The organism is Azospirillum sp. B510 (genome assembly GCF_000010725.1).
Classification (GTDB): domain Bacteria; phylum Pseudomonadota; class Alphaproteobacteria; order Azospirillales; family Azospirillaceae; genus Azospirillum; species Azospirillum lipoferum_B.
Genome location: NC_013856.1, coordinates 172,937 through 192,942 on the forward strand (window position 1 = coordinate 172,937; position 20,006 = coordinate 192,942).

The 20,006-nt window shown below is 63.1% G+C and carries 17 protein-coding genes, 2 pseudogenes and 1 other annotated feature; of the genes and pseudogenes, 5 read left to right on the forward strand and 14 right to left on the reverse strand.

Annotated elements, in window-relative coordinates:
* The first annotated feature begins 1 nt into the window (after nt 1).
* Nucleotides 2-805 (forward strand): SDR family NAD(P)-dependent oxidoreductase, encoded by an 804-nt coding sequence (locus tag AZL_RS22120; RefSeq protein WP_012976674.1) that lies wholly within the window; start codon nt 2-4, stop codon nt 803-805.
* Between the two features lie 282 nt (nt 806-1,087).
* Here the strand turns inward: AZL_RS22120 and AZL_RS22125 are convergent.
* Together AZL_RS22125 and AZL_RS37130 are read right to left on the reverse strand one after the other, a co-directional pair.
* Nucleotides 1,088-2,320, reverse strand: a pseudogene (locus tag AZL_RS22125) (IS3 family transposase).
* Nucleotides 1,920-2,036: a sequence feature (AL1L pseudoknot), on the reverse strand. (Overlaps the previous pseudogene by 117 nt.)
* A gap of 100 nt (nt 2,321-2,420) precedes the next feature.
* Nucleotides 2,421-2,615 (reverse strand): annotated as a pseudogene (locus tag AZL_RS37130) (transposase); the annotation flags it as partial.
* A 231-nt stretch (nt 2,616-2,846) separates the two neighbouring features.
* Between AZL_RS37130 and AZL_RS22140 the strand changes: the two are divergent.
* Nucleotides 2,847-4,336 (forward strand): IS3-like element ISAzs23 family transposase gene (locus tag AZL_RS22140; RefSeq protein WP_148219585.1). Its coding sequence is split into 2 segments (ribosomal slippage): nt 2,847-3,270 and nt 3,270-4,336, totalling 1,491 coding nucleotides; the frame shifts between segments, so codons are not numbered across the junction.
* A 105-nt stretch (nt 4,337-4,441) separates the two neighbouring features.
* On the opposite strand, the gene AZL_RS22145 is transcribed toward AZL_RS22140, so the two are convergent.
* From AZL_RS22145 to AZL_RS35785, 5 genes are all read right to left on the reverse strand, one after another.
* Entirely contained in the window at nt 4,442-5,503 is a 1,062-nt protein-coding gene (locus AZL_RS22145) for an NAD(P)H-dependent flavin oxidoreductase (RefSeq protein ID WP_012976678.1), read from the reverse strand.
* Nucleotides 5,504-5,722: 219 nt separating this feature from the next.
* The gene (locus AZL_RS22150; RefSeq protein ID WP_012976679.1) at nt 5,723-6,622 is read right to left on the reverse strand and encodes a crotonase/enoyl-CoA hydratase family protein; all 900 of its coding nucleotides are present in this window, start codon (nt 6,620-6,622) and stop codon (nt 5,723-5,725) included.
* A gap of 126 nt (nt 6,623-6,748) precedes the next feature.
* Nucleotides 6,749-7,567, reverse strand: a complete 819-nt coding sequence (locus tag AZL_RS22155) for an enoyl-CoA hydratase-related protein (protein WP_012976680.1) — start codon at nt 7,565-7,567, stop codon at nt 6,749-6,751.
* A 17-nt stretch (nt 7,568-7,584) separates the two neighbouring features.
* Complete coding sequence (locus AZL_RS22160) at nt 7,585-8,484, reverse strand: crotonase/enoyl-CoA hydratase family protein (protein ID WP_012976681.1); 900 nt, start codon at nt 8,482-8,484, stop codon at nt 7,585-7,587.
* Between the two features lie 236 nt (nt 8,485-8,720).
* Complete coding sequence (locus AZL_RS35785) at nt 8,721-8,942, reverse strand: hypothetical protein (RefSeq protein ID WP_148219586.1); 222 nt, start codon at nt 8,940-8,942, stop codon at nt 8,721-8,723.
* A gap of 297 nt (nt 8,943-9,239) precedes the next feature.
* On the opposite strand from AZL_RS35785, the gene AZL_RS22165 reads away from it, so the two are divergent.
* Entirely contained in the window at nt 9,240-10,448 is a 1,209-nt protein-coding gene (locus AZL_RS22165) for an IS256 family transposase (RefSeq protein ID WP_012976682.1), read from the forward strand.
* 413 nt (nt 10,449-10,861) lie between these two features.
* Complete coding sequence (locus AZL_RS22170) at nt 10,862-11,893, forward strand: IS110-like element ISAzs32 family transposase (protein ID WP_012976683.1); 1,032 nt, start codon at nt 10,862-10,864, stop codon at nt 11,891-11,893.
* A gap of 476 nt (nt 11,894-12,369) precedes the next feature.
* On the opposite strand, the gene AZL_RS22175 is transcribed toward AZL_RS22170, so the two are convergent.
* The 3 genes from AZL_RS22175 to AZL_RS22185 are packed head-to-tail and all read right to left on the reverse strand — an operon-like array spanning nt 12,370 to nt 15,169.
* Entirely contained in the window at nt 12,370-12,810 is a 441-nt protein-coding gene (locus AZL_RS22175) for a carboxymuconolactone decarboxylase family protein (protein WP_012976684.1), read from the reverse strand.
* Between the two features lie 28 nt (nt 12,811-12,838).
* Complete coding sequence (locus AZL_RS22180; protein WP_012976685.1) at nt 12,839-13,951, reverse strand: acyl-CoA dehydrogenase family protein; 1,113 nt, start codon at nt 13,949-13,951, stop codon at nt 12,839-12,841.
* 9 nt (nt 13,952-13,960) lie between these two features.
* A complete protein-coding gene (locus tag AZL_RS22185; protein ID WP_012976686.1) occupies nt 13,961-15,169 on the reverse strand; it encodes an acyl-CoA dehydrogenase family protein in 1,209 nt (402 codons plus the stop codon).
* A gap of 300 nt (nt 15,170-15,469) precedes the next feature.
* Here AZL_RS22185 and AZL_RS22190 point away from each other — a divergent pair, with 300 nt between their 5' ends.
* Nucleotides 15,470-16,363 (forward strand): alpha/beta fold hydrolase, encoded by an 894-nt coding sequence (locus tag AZL_RS22190; RefSeq protein ID WP_247894450.1) that lies wholly within the window; start codon nt 15,470-15,472, stop codon nt 16,361-16,363.
* Between the two features lie 468 nt (nt 16,364-16,831).
* Here the strand turns inward: AZL_RS22190 and AZL_RS22195 are convergent, their stop codons facing one another.
* The 4 genes from AZL_RS22195 to AZL_RS22210 all read right to left on the reverse strand — a co-directional run bounded on the left by AZL_RS22195 (nt 16,832) and on the right by AZL_RS22210 (nt 19,899).
* Nucleotides 16,832-17,662: a universal stress protein gene (locus AZL_RS22195; protein ID WP_012976688.1), complete on the reverse strand. Its 831-nt coding sequence runs from the start codon at nt 17,660-17,662 to the stop codon at nt 16,832-16,834.
* A gap of 43 nt (nt 17,663-17,705) precedes the next feature.
* Nucleotides 17,706-18,026 (reverse strand): 2Fe-2S iron-sulfur cluster-binding protein, encoded by a 321-nt coding sequence (locus AZL_RS22200; RefSeq protein ID WP_012976689.1) that lies wholly within the window; start codon nt 18,024-18,026, stop codon nt 17,706-17,708.
* A gap of 174 nt (nt 18,027-18,200) precedes the next feature.
* A complete protein-coding gene (locus AZL_RS22205) occupies nt 18,201-19,148 on the reverse strand; it encodes an electron transfer flavoprotein subunit alpha/FixB family protein (RefSeq protein WP_012976690.1) in 948 nt (315 codons plus the stop codon).
* Between the two features lies 1 nt (nt 19,149).
* Nucleotides 19,150-19,899, reverse strand: a complete 750-nt coding sequence (locus AZL_RS22210; RefSeq protein WP_012976691.1) for an electron transfer flavoprotein subunit beta/FixA family protein — start codon at nt 19,897-19,899, stop codon at nt 19,150-19,152.
* Between the last annotated feature and the right edge of the window lie 107 nt (nt 19,900-20,006).

Consider the following 20,006-nt stretch of genomic DNA (forward strand, 5'->3'; position numbering starts at 1 on the left):
AATGACGGTTTCGACGGAATTGGGTGGCGGATTGTCCGGCCTGTTCGGCCTGCACGGCAAGACAGCAGTGGTGACCGGCGCGGTCCAAGGAATTGGTCTGGGCATTGCCCGTACGCTGGCGATGGCTGGTGCGCGTGTGGTGGTTGGTGATTTGCGGGGCGAGGCTGCCGAAGCCGCTGCGGCAAGGCTGCGTGACGAAGGCGCCGAAGTGCTTGGCGTGGCGGTCGATGTTTCCGAGGAAGAGTCGGTCACCGCGATGTTTTCCTCGGCCCTCGCCGCGTTCGGTGGGATGGATATCCTGGTGAACAATGCCGGGATTTATCCGAAGACCCCGTTTCTCGAACTGACTGTCGCCCAATGGGATCGGATTCATGCGGTGAATCTGCGGGGAACCTTCCTATGCATGCGTGAAGCGATCCGTCATATGAAGGCGGCAGGGCGGGGTGGGGCGATCGTCAATATCTCCTCGGTCAACTCACTCCAGCCGGTGATTCATGACAATGCCCAGTATGGGTCGAGCAAGGCCGGCGTGAACATGCTGACCCGGACGGCCGCCCTGGAGTTTGCCCCGGACGGCATCCGTGTCAATGCGGTGCTGCCCGGCGGCGTGGCGACCGAAGGCGCAGCCCAGTCCGTGGCCGACCGTGCCCCCACTGGTCCACTGGCACAACCGGGCCGCATGCCGCTTGGCCGGATCGGCGAACCGGCGGATATCGCGGCGGCGGTGCTGTTTCTCAGCGGGCCGGGCTCGTCTTATATCACCGGCCAGTTGCTGGCGGTTGATGGCGGTTTCCAGGTGAGCTGAAACAAACGGCCTGAAGTCGCTTCCAGCGTAAGCGGCTACGGAATGCCGCCTTGTCTGGGGTGATGTGATTGGCGAAGAGCGAGAGGACCGGAGCCTCCAATGGAGCGCCATTGGAGGCTCGCCTGATGTCGAGAGTTGAAATCATCACAGCCGGATAGCGTCCACGGACGTGGTGGAAATTTGGTGATCGTCCTGGGGGTGGGGCATGCCCCACCCCCAGGACGACGGCCTGTTCGAAAGAGGTGAACCGCGCCGGTTTTCCCGGAGGCCGGTTTGGTTGAGTCACGCCGCCATAGGGACGTCCTGGGTTTGGGCATAATAGCGTGCTTCGGCCTCGGCGGGAGGAATGTTGCCGATGGGTTCGAGGAGGCGTCGGTGGTTGAACCAGTCGACCCATTCCAGGGTAGCGAACTCGACAGCCTCCAGGGTGCGCCACGGCCCGCGGCGGCGGATCACCTCGGTCTTGTAAAGGCCGTTGATGGTCTCGGCCAAAGCGTTGTCATAGGAATCGCCGATGCTGCCGACGGAGGGCTCGACGCCGGCTTCGGTGAGGCGTTCGGTGTAGCGAATGGCGAGATATTGCGATCCACGATCGGAATGATGGACGAGGCCGCAGCCCTTGGTCGGCCGGCGGTCATGCAGAGCCTGCTCCAAAGCATCCAGGACGAAGTCGGCGTGGGCGGTGCGCGACACCCGCCAGCCCACGATGCGGCGGGCGAAGGTGTCGATGACGAAGGCGACGTAGACGAAGCCCTGCCATGTGGCAACGTAGGTGAAATCGGCCACCCACAAGGCATTCGGACGAGAAGCCTGGAACTGGCGGTTCACCCGGTCGAGCGGGCAAGATGCCGCCTTGTCGCTGATCGTGGTGCGCACCGCCTTGCCGCGCATCGCCCCCTTCAAGCCCATGGACCGCATCAGGCGAGCCACCGTGCAGCGCGCCACGTCGAAGCCCTCCCGCCGCAACTGCCGCCACACTTTCCTCACCCCGTAGACCTGGAAGTTTTCATTCCAGACCCGTCGGATAGCCAAACTCAGCTCCGCGTCGCTTCGCGAGCGGGCCGGCGCCTTGGCCGGATCGGCCCGCCGGGCGGCATGGGCGCGGTAGGTTCGACGGGGCGATCGGCAGCACTTTGCAGGTCGGCTCGACCCCGTGGACGGCGCGATGCTCGTCGATGAAGGCGATCATTTCTTGAACGGGCGGTCGAGCTCCGCCTGAGCAAAATACGCCGACGCCTTGCGCAGAATCTCGTTCGCTTGGCGCAGTTCGCGATTCTCACGCTCCAGCGCCTTGATCCGCTCCTGCTCGTCCGTCGTCGGACCGGGCCGCTTGCCCTGGTCACGTTCGGCCTGCTGGACCCAGCCCCGCAACGTCTCCGCCGTGCAGCCGATCTTCGCAGCGATCGAGCCGATCGCAGCCCACTGCGACGCGTGTTCGCCTTCGTGGTCAAACACCATGCGAACCGCGCGTTCGCGCACTTCAGGCGCGTATTTGGGTGATGCTTGCTTCGTCATGTTGAACCCAGTCTCTCAAGAAACGGGGCCTCCAGAAAACCCGGTGCGGTTCACAGTGAACTGCTCCGGGTTTGTCGGAGGCCATTTGTGTTGAGTCAGGCCGCCATTGGCAACCCGTCTCCAGAACGTACAGCACGCCGTTCAGCACCGCACGAAGATCGACGCTGCGATGCCGCCCGCCCCGCCGCGCCAGAGGGATGAGCGGTTCGATGATCGACCAATCCTCATCACTCAGATCGCTCGGGTAGCGCAGGCCACTGCGATCATGACGGTCACGTTTCTCTGGTGTCCATATCCGAGCCTTCCTCTTCGAGGCTCTCTTGAATCACAACCGATTCCTCGGATTCAACTCCTTCTCGGACGGGCTCTTACAGACTTCGTCGCTGCCTACAACTTCGCACGCCGGCTTGAGATATTGAAAGATCACATTCCATACGAGTTAGTCTGCAGATTCCCCTCTGTGCCAATGAGAGTGAGACACCGTGCCCCCTGAAGTTTAAGCTTGAGGGCTGAGGAAACTGATTTCGTGGTTATGCCCAACAATATGCCCCTGTCCGCCCCTGTATCGGAGGCGGTTCCCGACGCCGGTGAGACGCCGCGGGTTGTTGCCGGGCCCGCTGCAGTCCCCCCGGAGATGTCGGCGCGTCCCAAACGTCGCACTTTCACGGCGGCGGAGAAGCTGCGGATCCTCGCCGAGACGGATCGGGCGGCGGACACCGGCGGGATCGCCGCGATCCTGCGGCGGGAAGGTCTGTATTCGTCGGCCCTGACCGACTGGCGCCGGCAACGCGATGCCGGCGCCTTCGAGGCGCTGAAGCCGCTCAAGCGCGGTCCGAAGACGGCCCCCTCCAACCCGTTGGAAGCGGAGCTGGCCAAGGCTCGCCAGGACATCGCCCGTCTCCAGCGCCGCCTGGAACGAGCCGAGGCGGTCATCGACGTCCAAAAAAAATTTTCGGACCTGTTGGGGATTGCCTTGCCTCCCGCCGACAGCGACGAGACGCCGCGATGAGCGCGATCGCCACCTTGGCCCCCGACCGCGGTCTTGTGAGTGCGGCCTGCGCCGCTGTCGGCGTCGCCCGTGCCAGCGTCCATCGGCATCGGGTCCGGCTGGCCGGCCGGGAACCGGCGCCTCGCCCCCGGCCACGCCCGCTGCGGGCGCTCGCGGTCCAGGAGCGCCAGACGGTGCTCGCCCTTCTGCGCGAGCCGCGCTTCGTCGGTCTTGCCCCGGCGGAAGTCTACGCCACCCTGCTCGATGAAGGCGTCTATCATTGCTCCCTCCGCACCATGTACCGCCTGCTGGCCGAGCATGACGAGGTCCGCGAACGCCGCGATCAGCTCCGCCATCCGGCCTACCGGAAGCCCGAATTGCTGGCCAAGGCCCCGAACGAGGTCTGGTCCTGGGACATCACCAAGCTGATGGGGCCGATGAAATGGTCCTATTACTACCTCTACGTCATCCTCGATATCTTCAGCCGCCGCGTTGTCGGCTGGTGCGTCGCCGATGCCGAGAGCGCCACCCTGTTCAAGGCGCTGTTCGAGGAGACGCTGGCCAAACACACCGTCCCGCCCGGCCAATTGACCCTGCACGCCGATCGAGGCGGCCCGATGAAGGCCAAGGCCACCGCTCTCCTGCTCGCCGACCTCGGCGTCACCAAATCGCACAGCCGGCCACACACCTCCAATGACAACCCGTTCTCGGAGGCCCACTTCAAGACCCTGAAATATCAGCCGCAATTCCCCAAGCGCTTCGGCTCCATCGAGGATGCCAGGGCCTTCTGCCGGGACTTCTTCACCTGGTACAACCGGGATCACCACCATGCCGGCATCGGCCTGATGACCCCAGACCAAGTCCATTACGGCCAAGCCGACGCCGTCCATGCCGCCCGCCAGCAAACCCTCGACCGTGCCTTTCGCCGCACACTGGAGCGTTTCGTTCGCAAAGCGCCTCAACCACCCGCAAAGCCAATCGAAGTCTGGATCAATCCGCCGCAAAAGCCGGAGAACATCCAAGCCTAATTCATAACTCGGGCTGTCTCACAGTCGTTGACACGTTCCGTTCTGGCAGAAAGACCACTCCAGCTTCACCAAAAATCCGCATCATCAAATGCCGGGACTAAATATCTATTTACCGACTGGAGTAACTACGTTGACGATTTGAACATTGAGTTTGTTTCGGGAGGCATGAGCTTCCTTAACGACCCGCTCGATCAGCTCCGCGACCGTTGGCGCATCGTGCACGAGTCCGACGGACATACCTGCGGCCGTCACACCAGCCTCCAGGTCGCCTGTTGTCAAGGTGATGACGTGGCTCTTAAGCATCCGCGACATGCGCATCATCTGCTCGATCCTGGTTGGTCCCAGGGACAGAACCTGCCACAGGAGCTTGAGATAGGGCGTATCAAGTTCCTTCGCGATGCTGAAGGAGTCCAGAAAGATCTTCACGACGTTCAGCCGTGCTTTCACCATTCGCTCCGCACCCGAAGACTGCAGCACCCGACACGGAAAGCCATCGAAGCGTGTTGAGAAGATCGTATTATCGATTTCGGACTCAATGGCCTTCTTCTTGAAGTTCTGGTGCAACGGGCTTTCCTGTGTGGTCAGGAAGCAGGTGCCCATCGACACGCCATCGGCACCGAGTGCCAATGCCGCAGCTAAGCCGGCTCCATTTCCGATCCCGCCGGCCGCGATGATCGGAATTCGCAGAGTTTCGGCGAGGCGAGGGATCAGCACGAAGGTAGTGACGTCCGAGGCATGTCCCGCAGCCTCGTGGCCAGTGGCGATGACCGCATCAACACCGTGCTCCTGGGCGCGCTTGGCAAGTTGCACGCCGTTGACGGATGCGACCACCTTGCCGCCGTAGCCATGAGCGCGCTTTACGATCCAGTCGCCTTTGCCCATGGAATAATTGATGATCGGAACCCGCTCCTCCAGCAGAACCTGCATGTTTTCCTTGCCGTTCGGTAGCGCCAGGGGAACATTGGCGGCAAACGGTTTGTCGGTCAGCGATCGGATCTCACGAATGGCCGCCCGCGTGACTTCAGGCGGGTGAGAACCGGCCCCGTAATTGCCCAGCCCACCCGCGTTCGAGACGGCGGCCACCATTTTGGGGAGGGCGACTTTTCCCATGCCGGCGTTGAGGATGGGATAAGTGATGCCAAACAATTCGGTAATTGCCGTCTTCATGCTGTGCCTCGCGCGAATAGTAGGGAACCGGTTCGGCACCTTTAACCGGCGGTGACTGACGACAGCCGTCGGTATCCGCGTCCCCGGTATCCAGGTCGGTCAGGCGGTGCTACTCATGCCGCCGACGCTCTCGATCCTGAATTTTCAGAAGCGAGAGCCGTTGATCTCGTTTGAATGGCGGCGGCCTCTCCCCCCCCGGACCGGCCGCCGCCCAACCGTTCAGCGGTACGCCGGCTCTTCCCACCAGGGGAAAAAATCGGGCATGTCCCGCGAAACGGTATCGGTGAATTGGGGGAGCCGCTTTTCCAGGAAGGACTGGACGCCTTCCTTGGCATCGGGGCTACGACCCCGCGTACAGATTCCGCGGCTCTCGATCTGGTGGGCTTCCATCGGATGCCCCATCCCCAGACCGCGCCAAGCCATCTGGCGCATCAGCGCGATTGAAACGGGTGCTGTGTTGTCCGCTATTTCGCGGGCGATGGCGTAGGCGGTCGGGAGCAACTGGTCGTGAGGGACCACATCGCGCACCAATCCTCCATCCTTCAACTCGTCGGCGGACAAAACCCGGCCGCTGAAGCTCCATTCCAACGCCTTGCTGATACCGACGACGCGCGGCAGAAACCATGCGGAACAGCACTCGAAGACAATTCCGCGCCGCGCATAAACGAAGCCGACACGGGCCTTTTCGCTGGCGATGCGGATATCCATCGGCAGCAGCATCGATGCCCCTACACCCACAGCAGCCCCGTTGATCGCACCGATGACCGGCTTGAGGCTGGCGAAAATGCGCAGCCCCAGCAGTCCACCGCCATCGCGGGCCGCTTCGGAACTATAGTCGATGGTTCCGTCGGGCCGCACTGCCGATTGCGTGGCGCCCTTGGGCGTCTTTTCCTTGTCGAAGATCTCCGCCCCTTTCGACAGATCGGCGCCGCCACAGAACGCCTTGCCGGCTCCGGTCACGACTACGGCGCGAACGGCGTCGTCGCGATCCGTACGGTCGAACGCATCGATCAGCTCCATGATCACGGACCTGTTCATCGTGTTGAACACGTCAGGACGGTTGAGCGTGATGATGGCGATCCCGTTCTCGCTCTCGTAGCGGATGGTTTCGTAGGTCATATCTGGTCCTTGGTACGGGCGATAGGCCTGCGGAAATCGATGTACCGCTCGGCTCCGATGGTGCGAAAGAGGTGGAGGCTTGGCTGGTAGGCCTATGGCCGCAGCCCGGTCGCACAGATGCTGCCGTTACCGATTGCTGTATTTCGGGGAGCGCTTTTCCAGGAAGGATTTGCGCTTTTCCACGGCGTCTTCGGTGGATTGGGCCATGAACACGCCGCGGGTTTCCAGTTCCATGGCTTGTTCGAGGCTGCCCGCGTTCATGTTGTTCCACAATGACTGCTTGGTCAACCAGATACCGATCGGCACGTTGACAGCGATGCTCTTGGCCAACTCGAGGCAGGCGTCTTGCAACTCCTCGTCCGGCACGGTCCGCAGCACCAGACCGATCCGTTCGGCCTCGTCGGACTGCACTGTGCGGGCGGTCAGCAGGATCTCCGCCGCACGTTGGGTGCCCACCGCGCGCGGCAGCATATAGGTCATGCCCAATTCCGCACCGGTGGCGGCGTTGTGGATCGAGTTCACGAATTTTGCCGATTTGCCAGCGATCGCAATATCAGCGGCCAGCGGCAAGGCATACCCCATGCCGGCGACGGTTCCGTTGACGCCGCAGATGACCGGCTGCGGCAACGAGCGCATCAGCGACGGGATGGAGGCGATGACGCTCATTGCGTACTTGGTATGATACGCCTTGCCGACATCCGGCACCACCCAATCGGGCGCGCCCCCGGCGCGCAGATCGTGTCCGGTGCAGAATGCCTTGCCGGTTCCGGTCAGGATCACCACCCGCGTCATCGGATCGAATTTGATGGCGTTGAGAAGGGCGACGAACTCCTTGTACATCGTAAATGTAAAGGCATTCATCGAGTTCGGCCGGTTCAGGACGATCCGCTTGATGCCTTCGGCCGGCTCTTCGATCAGAAAATTATCGGAAATATTTTCCGACATAGCTTTACTCCTAGATATTATTTTCTCAGCCAATGGGATTGAACCATGCCGTCGCCGAACGGTTCATCCCTGTTCTTGAGCGCAGCCTTCAGGCCGTGTTCCGCCATGTCGGCCTTGAACTGGCTGCGGCGCGGCCCCCTGGACAGGTGGGCGCGGGCATCCATTTCCACGGAGAAGCGTTGCAGGGTTCGTGCCCCTTGCAGTTCCAGCGCGGCATTGACGATTCGCTTATGCGCCGACAGCAGTTCGGCATCGACGAAGCTGATGCGTCGGGCCAACTCGTCGACTGCGGCGTCGAGTTCCTCGGCTGGGACCGCATCGAGGACTAGACCGATGCGGGCGGCGTCGCGGCCACGCAGATTGTCGCCGGTCATCAGGATCCGTTTCGCCCATTGAGGCCCGACATGGTAAATCCACATCTGGTTGGGAGGTGTGCCGTTGGCGCGTGCCGCCGGGAACCCGAGTTTGGCCTCTTCCGTGCAGATGATGAAATCGCACATCAGCGCAATATCAGTTCCGCCGGCCAGGCAATTGCCCTGGACCTTGGCAATAACCGGCTTGTGCATGTCGAACAGGACCATGCAAAGCTTCTGCGTCTGCTCCAGATTCCAGCAATCGTCGTCGATCGATCCGTTCTGCGTGCGATAGCGCAGTTCGTCCCAGGGCGGCGTGCCGTCCTTGTAGCCGGCATAGGCCCCAGCAAGATCATAGCCGGCGCAGAAATCCTTCCCCGCGCCTTCCAGAATGATGACGTTCACCTCGGTGAGGGCGTCGGCCTCCATCAGCGCATCCCGTAATTCGGTCAGCATGGCCGGATGCATGGCGTTGCGCTTATCAGGACGATTAAGGATGATGCGCGCAATGCGATCTTGGACGGAAAAAAGAACATATTCGGAACTGTTGAGATATTTGTTCACGGCTTCACCCGTATCGTGCGAAAATCGGAACTACGGTCAACAATATAAACGCCTCTTTCCGAGAGGGTCAATGTTTGTTTTGCCATCGGATCGGTTGGGTGGTGGGCTGCGGATCAGGAAGCAGCCTTCCGCGAGGATCATCGCCGGACCAGCAACGGCGAGCAATTCCGCATCGTGGTCGGGCTGGTGACGAAGACCGGCCCGTCGGTCGACTTCTGCGGCTACTGGCAGCGCGCTCACGCGGCGTGATCGGCGGGTTCGGCCGGAAGGCGCCAGCGGGCGCGCAGGCCATTGCCGATCTTCTCCACCGTGCCCTTGCCTTTCTGGACGGTCAGGGTGTTGAGCACGCGCTGGGCGAAGTCGGAGCGGGTCTTGCGGTCTTCCGGATTGAACTGAACCGCACCGGGTTTGCTGGATGCCCCGTTTCTTGAGAGACTGGGGTCGACAAGACGAAGCAAGCATCACCCAAATAGGCCTCTGAAGTGCGCGAACGCGCGGTTCGGATGGTGTTTTCGACCACGAAGGCGAACACGCGTCGCAGTGGGCGGCGATCAGTTCGATCGCTGCGAAGATCGACTGCATGGCGGAGACGTTGCGGGGCGATAGTGTCCGCGAAGGTGGTGGAAATTTGGTGATCGCCCTGGGGGTGGGGCATGCCCCACCCCCAGGGCGGCGTCTTGCGCGAAAGAGGTGGTCATTGGGCCGGTCGGCTAGAGTGGAGTTGCGCACTTCCTCTTGCCCGAAGGACCACCCCAATGACCGAGGATAGTATGGCACTGGCAGACCTGCTCCAGAAGGCCGGCGACGGCGATTTTCTGCGCGCCGTCGCCGAGACGGTGCTGCAGATGCTGATGGAAGCCGACGTCGAAGGGCAGATCGGCGCCGGGCGTCACGAACGAAGCGCCGAGCGGCAGACCTACCGCAACGGCTACCGCGACCGGGCGCTGGATACGCGCCTGGGCACACTGAACCTGCGCATCCCCAAGCTGCGTCAGGGCAGTTACTTCCCCCCCTTTCTCGAAGCCCGCAAGACCAGCGAGAAAGCCCTGGTGGCGGTGATCCAGGAAGCCTGGATCGGCGGTGTCTCGACCCGCCGCGTTGACGAGTTGGCCCAGGCGATGGGTCTGTCGGGGATCTCGAAGTCGACGGTCTCCAAGCTGTGCCGAGACATCGACGAGCGGGTCAACGCCTTCCTCGACCGTCCGCTGGAGGGCGACTGGCCTTACCTGTGGCTGGACGCCACCTACCTCAAGCAGCGCGAGGGGGGACGCATCGTCTCCGTCGCCGCCATAATCGCCGTGGCCGCCAACACCGAGGGCAAGCGCGAGATCGTCGGCCTGCACATCGGCCCGTCGGAAGCCGAGGTGTTCTGGAGCGATTTTCTCAAGAAACTCAAGGCCCGCGGCCTGAAGGGCGTGAAGCTGGTGATTTCCGATGCCCATGAAGGGCTGAAGGCCGCCATCGCCCGTGTCATGGGCGCCACTTGGCAGCGCTGCCGAGTCCACTGGATGCGCAACGCGCTCGCCTATGTGCCCAAGGCCCAGAACTCCATGGCCGCCGCCGCTCTGCGCCAGGCCTTTCTCCAGCCCGACGCCGAAGCCGCTCACCAAGCCTTCCGACATATCGCCGAGCAGATGCGCGACCGATGGCCCAAGCTGGCCTCCTTCATGGACAGCAGCGAGCATGACGTGCTCGCCTACATGGGCTTTCCTGCCCAGCATCGCACCAAGCTGCACAGCACCAACACCTTGGAACGCCTGAACAAGGAGGTCAAACGCCGCGCCGACGTCGTCGGCATCTTCCCAGGTGAGGCATCGATCATCCGACTGATCGGCGCGGTGCTCCTCGAACAGAACGACGAATGGCAGACCCAGAACCGCTACATGCAGGTCGAGGCCATGGCCGAGCTGACGCCGGCCAGTGAAAGCCAATCGGCCATCACCTCTCCACCCAAGGCCGCCTGAACAATGGCCATCTCAGCGCGCATCCGAATTTCCACCATCTTGACGGACGCTATCTTCCTCACAGGCCGAAGCACGCTATTATGCCCAAACCGAGGACGTCGCTATGGCAGCGTGACACAAGCCAAATGGCCTCCGGGAAAACCGGCGCGGTTCAGTTCGATGATCGACCAATCCTCATCACTCAGATCGCTCGGGTAGCGCAGGCCACTGCGATCATGACGGTCACGTTTCTCTGGTGTCCATATCCGAGCCTCCCTCTTCGAGGCTCTCTTGAATCACAACCGATTCATCGGATTCAACTCCTTCTCGGACAGATGGGGTGATTGGGGTCACGCCGAGAAGGTGGCTGCTCCAGACGAGATGAGGGAACGTGGTCCGTGTGCAACGGCCACAAGCATCACGGAGGAGCCGCCATGGAGTATTATGCCGGCCTGGACGTTTCGCTGGAAGAGACTGCGGTGTGCATCATCGATGCGCAGGGTGCGGTGGTGAAGGAGGCCAAGGTTGCCAGCGAGCCGAAAGCGTTGATCGGCTTCTTTGAGGGGGTCGGCCTGTCGATGGGTCGGATCGGTCTGGAAGCGTGTTCGCTGACGGCTTGGCTTCACGATCGGATGGCGGCGGCGGGTCTGCCCGTCGTCTGCATGGAAACGCGCCAAGCCAAGGCGGCGATGGGGGCGATGCCGATCAAGACGGATCGCAACGATGCCCGCGGGCTGGCGCAGATCGTGCGGACCGGCTGGTTTCGACCGGTGCACGTCAAGAGCGCGCAATGCCGGTCCTGGCGGGCGTTGCTGAGTGCCCGGCGCCTGGTGCTGAACAAGTTGCGCGACATCGAAAACGGTGTGCGGGCGCTGCTGCGCGAGGTCGGGATCAAGCTCGGAACACCCGGACGCAAGCAATTCGCCGCCCGGGTTCGCGAATTGGCGGCTTCCGACGCCGTCTTGGCGGCCTTGGCCGAACCGCTGCTGACGATCATCGAAACCATGCTGGGCGAACTGGCACGCCTGACCCGGCAGGTTCTGACGATCGTACGCGGCGAAACGGTCTGCCGCCGCCTGATGACGGTGCCCGGCGTCGGCCCGCTGACTGCCTTGGCCTTCCGCGCCACGGTGGACCGGCCCGAGCGCTTCCGCCACTCGCGCGATGTCGGCGCCCATCTCGGCTTGACGCCGCGGCGCTACCAGTCAGGGGAAACCGATATCCAGGGAAGGATCAGCCGATGTGGCGACGAGCTGGCGCGAACCGCCCTGTATGAGGCGGCCCACGCGCTGCTCGTCCGCTCGCGGAAATGGTCGAGCCTGCGGGCCTGGGGCATGAAGGTCGCGAAGGCTCGCGGCATGGCCCGGGCACGCGTTGCCGTCGCCCGCAAGCTCGCGGTCATCCTGCATCGGATGTGGCAGGACGGCAGCGAGTTCCGCTGGGGTAAGGAGCCCGTCGCCGCATGACGATGTAGAAGCCCACCAACCGAATTCGTCGGCAGCGACGAACCGGATCGTTCCCGTGGGGACGATGGGCGAGGCGATCTCGTTGAGAGTCCGGAACCGCCGGGGGCAACTCCGGCAGGTCGCCAGACAGATTGAGACGCCTCGCCTTCCGGACCCCATGATGCGGCGGCCTCCGCGCCGACCGCGAAGAGAAGCGCGTGACCCAGGGGAACGGTCATTCGTCCAGCCCGACCGCCGGCCAGTTCAGCACCGTGCTCGGGACCGTCAAGGACGCGGTACCCGCGCCGCTGACGCGGTGACCTGCGGCCATCCTTGACCGTCCCGGCGCGCGGCGCTCTGACGATCCCAGGTCGGGACGGAGGGATGGTCTGGATCAGTCGAACAAAGGGATAAGCACCCCCATACCCGCCGAAATCAGTAGGGAGCAGAAAAGGCACATCCCGCCTTGACCCCACAAACCCAATCAGAGAGGGCTCTCAGAAGGCGCCGCCGTTCGACTGGGGCAACAGTCCGCGTTCCTGTGGGGTAGCGGCGGTCTGGGCACCGGCCTCGCGCAACACGGCCACCGCCGCCTTCTGGGCCTCGGCGAACGCCGGAAAGCCGGCGTAGGGAATTGCCTGGATAAGCGCTTCTTCGAGTTCCTTCGGCGTCAGTCCATTGTTGAAGCCGGCCCGAAGATGGTTGGTCAGCTCGGCGATCTTTCCTTGCCCGATCAGGATGCCGATGGTGACAAGGCTGCGTGAGCGGAGGTCAAGGCCGGGACGGGCCCAGACCGCGCCGAAGGCGAAATCGAGCGCTAGCCCGGCGACTTCGGAAAAGGGGCCTCCGGACGCGATCACTCCTTCCATGCCGGTGAGGAACCCTTCCCCCATCATGGATCGAAGGACGGTGCGCCCCGCTTCCCGAGTGTCTGTCATGGCCGGTGTCCTTCTCTTGTGGAAATGTTCACAGATGGGCGGCGTAGCGGGCAAGGTGCCAGTCCGCCGCGCCGTAGCTCTTTTCCAGAACCAGCAGCTTCTTGAAGCAATGGCTGACGCCGTATTCGTCGGTGACGCCGATGCCGCCGTGCAACTGGATTCCTTCGGCGCTGACGAAGGCCCCCGCTTCGGCTGCCACCACCTTGGCTGCCGAGACCGCCGCCTGTCGGGTGTCGGCCGGAGCGTCGATGACGGATAGGGCGCGGTATAGCATCGAGCGGGTGTCCTCGGCCTTGATGAGCATTTCGGCCATGCGATGTTGCAACGCCTGGAACTTGCCGATCGGCTGGCCGAATTGCCGGCGGGTTTTGAGGAAGTCGGCGGTGAGGTTCATCACCGTTTCCATCACCCCCAGCGCTTCGGCGACCTGTGCCAGCGTCGCCCGGTCCAGCCCGTCCTCCAGGATGGCCATTGCGGTTTCAGGTCCGGCGAGAAGGGCATCCTGCGGGAGGATGATGTCTTTCAGCCGCAGATCGGCCGCCCGGCTGCCGTCAACCAGGGCGTAAGGCCGGATGTCGAGCCCGGCCATGGCGCTGGGCACCAGGAACAGGCAAATGCCGCCGCCCAGTCGGGCCGTGACGATGATGTGGTCGGCGGACGGCGCATCGAGCACCATCAGCTTGCTGCCGTCCAGCCGGTAACCGTCATCCGTCGCCGTTGCGGTGGTCTTGATCTGTTGGGGATCGTAGCGCCCATCGGGTTCGAGATAAGCCAGCGTCACCCGGCAACGTCCCTTGACGATTGCGGGCAACAGCGTATCGCGATGCACGGTGGCCCCGGAGCGGTCGATAATGCGGGCGGCCAGAATCGCGGTGCTGACATAGGGTTCAAGGACCATTCCGCGCCCCAGCTCTGTCATCAGGAGAGTGGTATCGACAAAGGTCCCGCCGATTCCACCGACATCCTCGGGCAGAGGAAGTGCTAACCAGCCGAGTTCAGCAAAGAGAGACCAATTGGATTGGTCGAATCCGATCTCGCTTTTTTCCAGGGCCCGGCGGGCTTTGAGATCGTATTTCTCTTGAATGAAGCGCTGCGCTCCGTCCTGAAGCATGCGCTGTTCATCAGTAGGGTCGAAATTCATGAGCGCACCTTACAATCCGAAGGCCAATTTCGAGATGATGTTCTTCTGCACCTCCCGCGCTCCGCCGTAGATCGTCGAGGCGCGGTTGATGAGGTACTGGGCGGTCCTGCCGGCGGCATAGCGAGGCCATCCATCCTCTTCGTCGAGTTCCTCCAGGGGGAACTTCTGGAAATCGAAGCAACGCATCGCTTTTGGTCCCAGCGCATCGACCTGCAGGCGGGTTACCCGCTGTTGCATCTCCGCTCCGCGGATCTTCAGCGTGGACACCACGGCATCGGCGTTGAACCGCCCCTTGTCCTCGGCAAGAATGCGCAGGACCGACCATTCCAGCGCATGCAGGTCCAATTCGACACGGGCTAGCCGCAGCTTGAAGTCTGGCTGGTCGATCAGCCGGCCGCCATCGGCGCGTTCGCCCGCGGCGATTTCTTTGACGATGTCGAGTTGGCGCTTGTTGTAATAGATGAATGAACTGGTGGTTCGCTCTTTTTCCAAAAGGTACTTTGCGTAGGTCCAGCCCTTGTTTGGCTCGCCCACCAGGTTCTCTTTCGGGACCCGGACGTTGTCGAGGAATACCTCGTTCAACTCATGGCCGCCGTCGATCTGGTCGATCTGTCGCACCGTGATGCCGGGGGTGGCCATGTCGATCAGCAGGAAGGAAATACCCTGTTGAGGTTTGGCTGCGGCGGGGTCGGTACGGACCAGGAAGAATCCCCATTGGGAATGCTGCGCTTCGCTGGTCCAAATCTTCTGCCCGTTGACCACGTAATGATCACGGTCGAGCACCGCACTGGTCTTCAAGTTGGCAAGGTCGGAACCGGCGTTCGGTTCGGAAAACCCCTGGCACCAGTAAATCTCGCCGCTGCGCATCGGCGGCAGGTGCCGGCGCTTCTGCTCTTCCGACCCGAAGGCGATGATGACCGGAGCGCACATATGCAACCCCTGCCACCCGGAATCCAGCGCGTCGGCCCGATAAAGCTCTTCGAGGAAGATGTGCTTGTGGACCGGGTTCCAGCCGGTTCCGCCGTGCTCGACCGGCCAGTGCGGGGCACCCCAGCCCTGGCGGTTTAGCAGCGATTGCCAGCGACGGATTGCATCACGCGGTGCGGCGTGAAAATTGCGGTAGCCGATGCGTTTGATGTCGGGTGGCAGATTTTCTTCAATGAAGCGCCGCACGTCACGGCGGAACGCATCGTCTTCCGGACTGAAGGTGAATTCCATCACAATCCTCTAAAGGTCGGGTATGACCAAGGGCGCCTCGGGAACGGGAGGAGCTTCGGGGAAGCACCTCCTATCCGAGTGGGCCTGTTCTCGAGATCACCGGCACCGACGATCGGTCGGAGCGGATGTATCGGGGCGAAACAATGCAAGGCGACTATTTATGAACAATATGCACTATATTGAACGATGGGGCGACCGTCAACAGCGCCACCACCCGGATCGTCAGTATGGCGCGCGGCTTCTGGGGCTTGTGGCAGGCGCGGGATGGTTGCTTTCCCAGAGAGAATGGATACGAAAATCATGGGCGAGAACCAACTGCACCGCAGGACCGATATGGGCACTGAGACAGGGGGCCCGCCTGAGGCGGGCGCATCCGATCGGCGCGCGGTGCCGGAATCGAAGTTCTATCGATCGCTGGAATTACGACTTCATTTCGGGGATTGGGGTAACAGCGAGGCACCTCCGATGCTGATGATCCATGGCTGGCGCGATCACTGCCGCAACTGGGATGAGATCGCGCGCCACGTCAGCCGGGATTGGCACGTCATCGCCCCCGATCTGCGGGGGCATGGCGACAGCGATTGGGCATTGGGTGGCAATTATACCTTGATCGAGTTCATTTATGACATCGTGCAATTGGTGGAGGTACGGCATCTGGCGCCGGTTACGATCCTGGCCTATTCCTTTGGCAGGCTGGTCTCGCTTCACTATGCGGCGCTGTACCCGGAGCGGGTGAAGAAGCTGGTGGCGATCGAGGGGGCGGGCTGGAGCCCGGAACAGCTCGCCGCCCTAGGAACGCAGCCTGTGCTGGAGCGAATGAGAAGCTGGATCGAGGGGCGTCGGGCTCTGGTGGAGCGCAGCCCGTACCGCTACGCCACCCTGGAGGAGATGATCGCGCGGATACGCGCGGAAAACCCCGGTCTGTCACCGGCTCAAGCGGTCCACCTGACCACACATGGCGCGAAGCAGAACGAGGACGCCAGCTATAGCTGGAAGTTCGACAATCTGCTTCGCCTGCACTCTTACCATAATCTTTCGAGAGCGGAGGAACTTGAGGTGGTGTGGCGATCGGTGACCAGTCCAACCTTGTTGGTGCACTGTGAGGAAAGCTGGGTCAGCAATCCCGCAGCCGACGGGCGTGCCGCGTTGTTTCCCAATGCCGAGTTCATCACCTTTGCCGGAGCGGGGCATTAGGTGCATCATGATTGCACCGAAGCGCTCATCGAGCATGCCGAGCATTTTCTTCGATCCTGACACGCGCAGGGCGCCGTCTCCGTCTTTGGGCGGCGCCCTCAGCATGCTGCGAATCGCTCGATCTCCCGCTTGCGCTTTTCAATCCGGTTTGGAAGGTGCAGTCCGGCGCCTTAATCACTGGCACCTTCAAGAATGAGATTCTGAAGCAAGTCCCGCTGGCTGAGGGACCGCTCCGCGGATACTGCTTTCATCGCCGCGAGGGCTTTGGCAGTCCAACCGTGCAACCGCACGCAGGAGGCCTATGGTTCCGCTTCTCTTGATCTCGTGGAACCGGTCGGACGCGACATCGCTGAAGGCGATGCAATCTTCGAAAGTCAGCATATCGGAAGCGCTTTCCAAGGGGCTTTTTGCGGCCACCCCGCAGGCTCACCGGGCGGCGAAGCGGTGGCGGCAAATCAGTGCTAAAGATCAATGTCGGAGGAGCAGGGGTACCTTCGACTGCGCCAACAGGGTGTTGGTGGTGCTGTCGACGATGGCTTCCCGCAGGCGAGAGCGGCCATAGGCGCCCATCACGATCAGATCGCTCGCGGTCGCCTCCGCCCGCGCCAGGATCGATCCGGCGACGCCGTACATCTCCTCGACCTTCAGCAACTTGACGGTCGCCGGAACGCCGTGCAGCTCCAGATAATCGGTCAGAGGACGGCCTGGTGTTGGTGAGACCGACGCATCGGGCAGCGCCGTGACGACGATCAGCACCTCGACCGCAGGAGCCTGACTCAGCACCGGCAAGGCCGATTGCACGGCACGAACGGACTCGGCGCTGCCGTTCCAGGCGATCAGCACCCGCTGGCCGATGGTGGGCTGTGCCGGGGCGTCGGGAATCACCAGCACCGGAACTGGCGTAGCCCGGACCAGCGAACCGCAGGACCGGCCAGAGCCGTTGGGCCGCGCCGTGCCGGAGGGGCCGACGACCAGCAGGTCGCTGAAACGGCTGCGGTCGATCACCGCATCGTCGGCGGTCTCCGGCAGCACTTCCCAGCGTCGGGTGGGGCTGGCCGCCGTCCGGTCGAAAAACAGGGTCTTGGCCCGCTCGATCACGTCATCGATCCGCTGCGCCAGCGCCTCGCTCAGTCTGGTGTCGGCGATCGACCGGGTGATCACCGGAATCTCGGGGGAGGGCCGCACGGCCACTCCGGTCAGCCGCGCCTCCTGGGCAGCGGCCAAAGCCGCCGCCAGAGTGATGCGGGACGAGGTGTCGTCGGAGGGCTCGACAGGGATGAGGATATCTTTGTATCCCATGGCGCACGCTTTCTCAGAGGATCCGAAATCCGAAACCGCCGCTTCAGGTCTGCGATACCGGCAAACGCACCACCAAGCCGCTCATCGCCTCGGTCAGCACGATCTGGCAGCTCAGCCGGCTGTTCGGCTGCGGATCGATGGCACAGGTCAGCATATCCTGTTCGGGCTGCTCGGGAGCGGGAAGGGTGGCCTCCCAGGGCGGCTCGACGAAGCAATGGCAGGTGGCGCAGTTGCAATAGCCACCGCAATCAGCCTGGATGCCGGGGACCAGATTGTCCACGGCCGCCTGCATCAGGGTCTTTCCCGGATCGAAGGTGACGGTGTGTTCGGTGCCGTTTGCTTGGATGAAGGTGATGGTCGGCATATGCCATTCTCCGGCTTGGGCGTGAGGTTGGATCCCTGAACGGCGCAGGGGTTAAGGGTCGCATATATGCAAGATGCGCACTGTCCCCCTACGATTAGACGCGAGAAAGTTGGCAAGGCAAGCATTTCGTTCGGCGAACGGAGCCGGTCAGCCGATCCCCGCTCGCCTACCGGGTCAGAGCGCGCCCGAGAGTTCCGGCACCGCCTTGAACAGGTCGGCCACTAGACCATAGTCGGCGACCTGGAAGATGGGCGCCTCCTCGTCCTTGTTGATGGCGACGATGACCTTGCTGTCCTTCATGCCGGCCAGATGCTGGATCGCACCGGAGATGCCGACCGCGATGTAGAGGTCCGGCGCCACGATCTTGCCGGTCTGCCCGACCTGATAGTCGTTCGGCACGAACCCGGCATCCACCGCCGCCCGGCTGGCGCCCACCGCCGCCCCCAGCTTGTCGGCCACCGCCTCCAGCAGGTGGAAGTTGTCGCCCGACTGCATCCCCCGGCCGCCCGAGATCACGATCCGCGCCGCGGTCAGCTCGGGACGCTCCGACTTGGTCAGCTCCGCCGACACGAACTGCGACAGGCCCGACGCGCCGGCCGAAGCGACATTCTCCACTGCCGCCGAACCGCCCTCGGCAGACGCAGCCTCGAACGCGGTGGCGCGCACCGTCACCACCTTCACCGCGTCCGACGACTGCACCGTGGCGATCGCGTTGCCGGCATAGATCGGCCGCTCGAAACTATCGGCCGACACCACCCGGGTGATGTCCGAGATGGCCTGCACGTCCAGCAGCGCCGCGATCCGCGGTGCTACGTTCTTGCCCGCCGAGGTCGCCGGCGCCAGCACATGTCCGTAGCCGCCGGCCTTGACCAGCGAGACGACCAGCGGAGCGACGTCCTCCGGCAACTGGTGCGCATAGGCCGCGTCGTCGGCGACCAGAACCTTGGACACGCCGGCCACCTTGGCGGCGGCCTGGGCGGCGCCTCCGGCGCCCTGGCCGGCGACCAGCACATGGATGTCCCCGCCCACCGCCTTGGCGATTTGGGCGGCGACGGCGACGGCGTTGAGCGTGGCCGGCTTCAGCGAAGCGGCATCGTGCTCGGCAATGACCAGGATACTCATCTCAGATCACCTTAGCTTCGATCTTCAGCTTCTCGACCAGGGTCGCCACGTCGGGCACCTTGACGCCCGCCTTGCGCCTGGCCGGCTCCGCCACCTTCAAGGTCTTCAGCCGCGGCATGACATCCACGCCCAGCGCGTCCGGGGTGACGGTGTCGAGCGGCTTCTTCTTCGCCTTCATGATGTTGGGCAGGCTGGCATAGCGCGGCTCGTTCAGCCGCAGGTCGGCGGTGACCACCGCCGGCAGTTTCAGCGCGACCGTCTCAAGCCCGCCGTCGATCTCGCGGGTCACGGTGACGCCGCCGTCGGAGGGAGCGACCTTGGAGGCGAAGGTGCCCTGGCCCCAGCCGAGCAGGGCCGCCAGCATCTGGCCGGTCTGGTTGCAGTCGTCGTCGATCGCCTGCTTGCCCAGGATGACGAGCTGCGGCCCCTCTTTGTCCACCAGAGCCTTGAGGATCTTGGCCACCGCCAGCGGCTGGGTCTCGGCATCAGTCTGGACCAGGATGGCGCGGTCGGCCCCCATGGCGAGCGCGGTGCGCAGCGTCTCCTGGGCCTGGGCCGGGCCGACCGACACGGCGATCACCTCGGTGGCCTTGCCGGCTTCCTTCAGGCGGACCGCCTCTTCGACCGCGATCTCGTCGAAGGGATTCATCGACATCTTGACGTTCGCGGTCTCGACGCCCGTGCCGTCCGCCTTCACGCGGATCTTCACGTTGTAGTCTACAACCCGCTTCACGGGCACCAACAGTTTCATGGTCGTTCCTGGGAGTTGGAAGTTGCCGTTGGGCTGAACCCTTCCGCCTGACGGGGAAGGCGCGCGGTGAGCCGGATGGCGCGGGGCTGGCTGCGCCTGTTGGGCGT

Coding starts and splice junctions, on each gene's coding strand:
- AZL_RS22155 (WP_012976680.1), bottom strand. CDS start 7,567: ATGTCGGAAAATATTTCCGATAATTTTCTGATCGAAGAGCCGGCCGAA.
- AZL_RS22145 (WP_012976678.1), bottom strand. CDS start 5,503: ATGAAGACGGCAATTACCGAATTGTTTGGCATCACTTATCCCATCCTC.
- AZL_RS22185 (WP_012976686.1), bottom strand. CDS start 15,169: ATGGAATTCACCTTCAGTCCGGAAGACGATGCGTTCCGCCGTGACGTG.
- AZL_RS22195 (WP_012976688.1), bottom strand. CDS start 17,662: ATGGGATACAAAGATATCCTCATCCCTGTCGAGCCCTCCGACGACACC.
- AZL_RS22190 (WP_247894450.1), top strand. CDS start 15,470: ATGGGCGAGAACCAACTGCACCGCAGGACCGATATGGGCACTGAGACA.
- AZL_RS22210 (WP_012976691.1), bottom strand. CDS start 19,899: ATGAAACTGTTGGTGCCCGTGAAGCGGGTTGTAGACTACAACGTGAAG.
- AZL_RS22205 (WP_012976690.1), bottom strand. CDS start 19,148: ATGAGTATCCTGGTCATTGCCGAGCACGATGCCGCTTCGCTGAAGCCG.
- AZL_RS22180 (WP_012976685.1), bottom strand. CDS start 13,951: ATGAATTTCGACCCTACTGATGAACAGCGCATGCTTCAGGACGGAGCG.
- AZL_RS22120 (WP_012976674.1), top strand. CDS start 2: ATGACGGTTTCGACGGAATTGGGTGGCGGATTGTCCGGCCTGTTCGGC.
- AZL_RS22165 (WP_012976682.1), top strand. CDS start 9,240: ATGACCGAGGATAGTATGGCACTGGCAGACCTGCTCCAGAAGGCCGGC.
- AZL_RS22150 (WP_012976679.1), bottom strand. CDS start 6,622: ATGACCTACGAAACCATCCGCTACGAGAGCGAGAACGGGATCGCCATC.
- AZL_RS22170 (WP_012976683.1), top strand. CDS start 10,862: ATGGAGTATTATGCCGGCCTGGACGTTTCGCTGGAAGAGACTGCGGTG.
- AZL_RS22200 (WP_012976689.1), bottom strand. CDS start 18,026: ATGCCGACCATCACCTTCATCCAAGCAAACGGCACCGAACACACCGTC.
- AZL_RS22175 (WP_012976684.1), bottom strand. CDS start 12,810: ATGACAGACACTCGGGAAGCGGGGCGCACCGTCCTTCGATCCATGATG.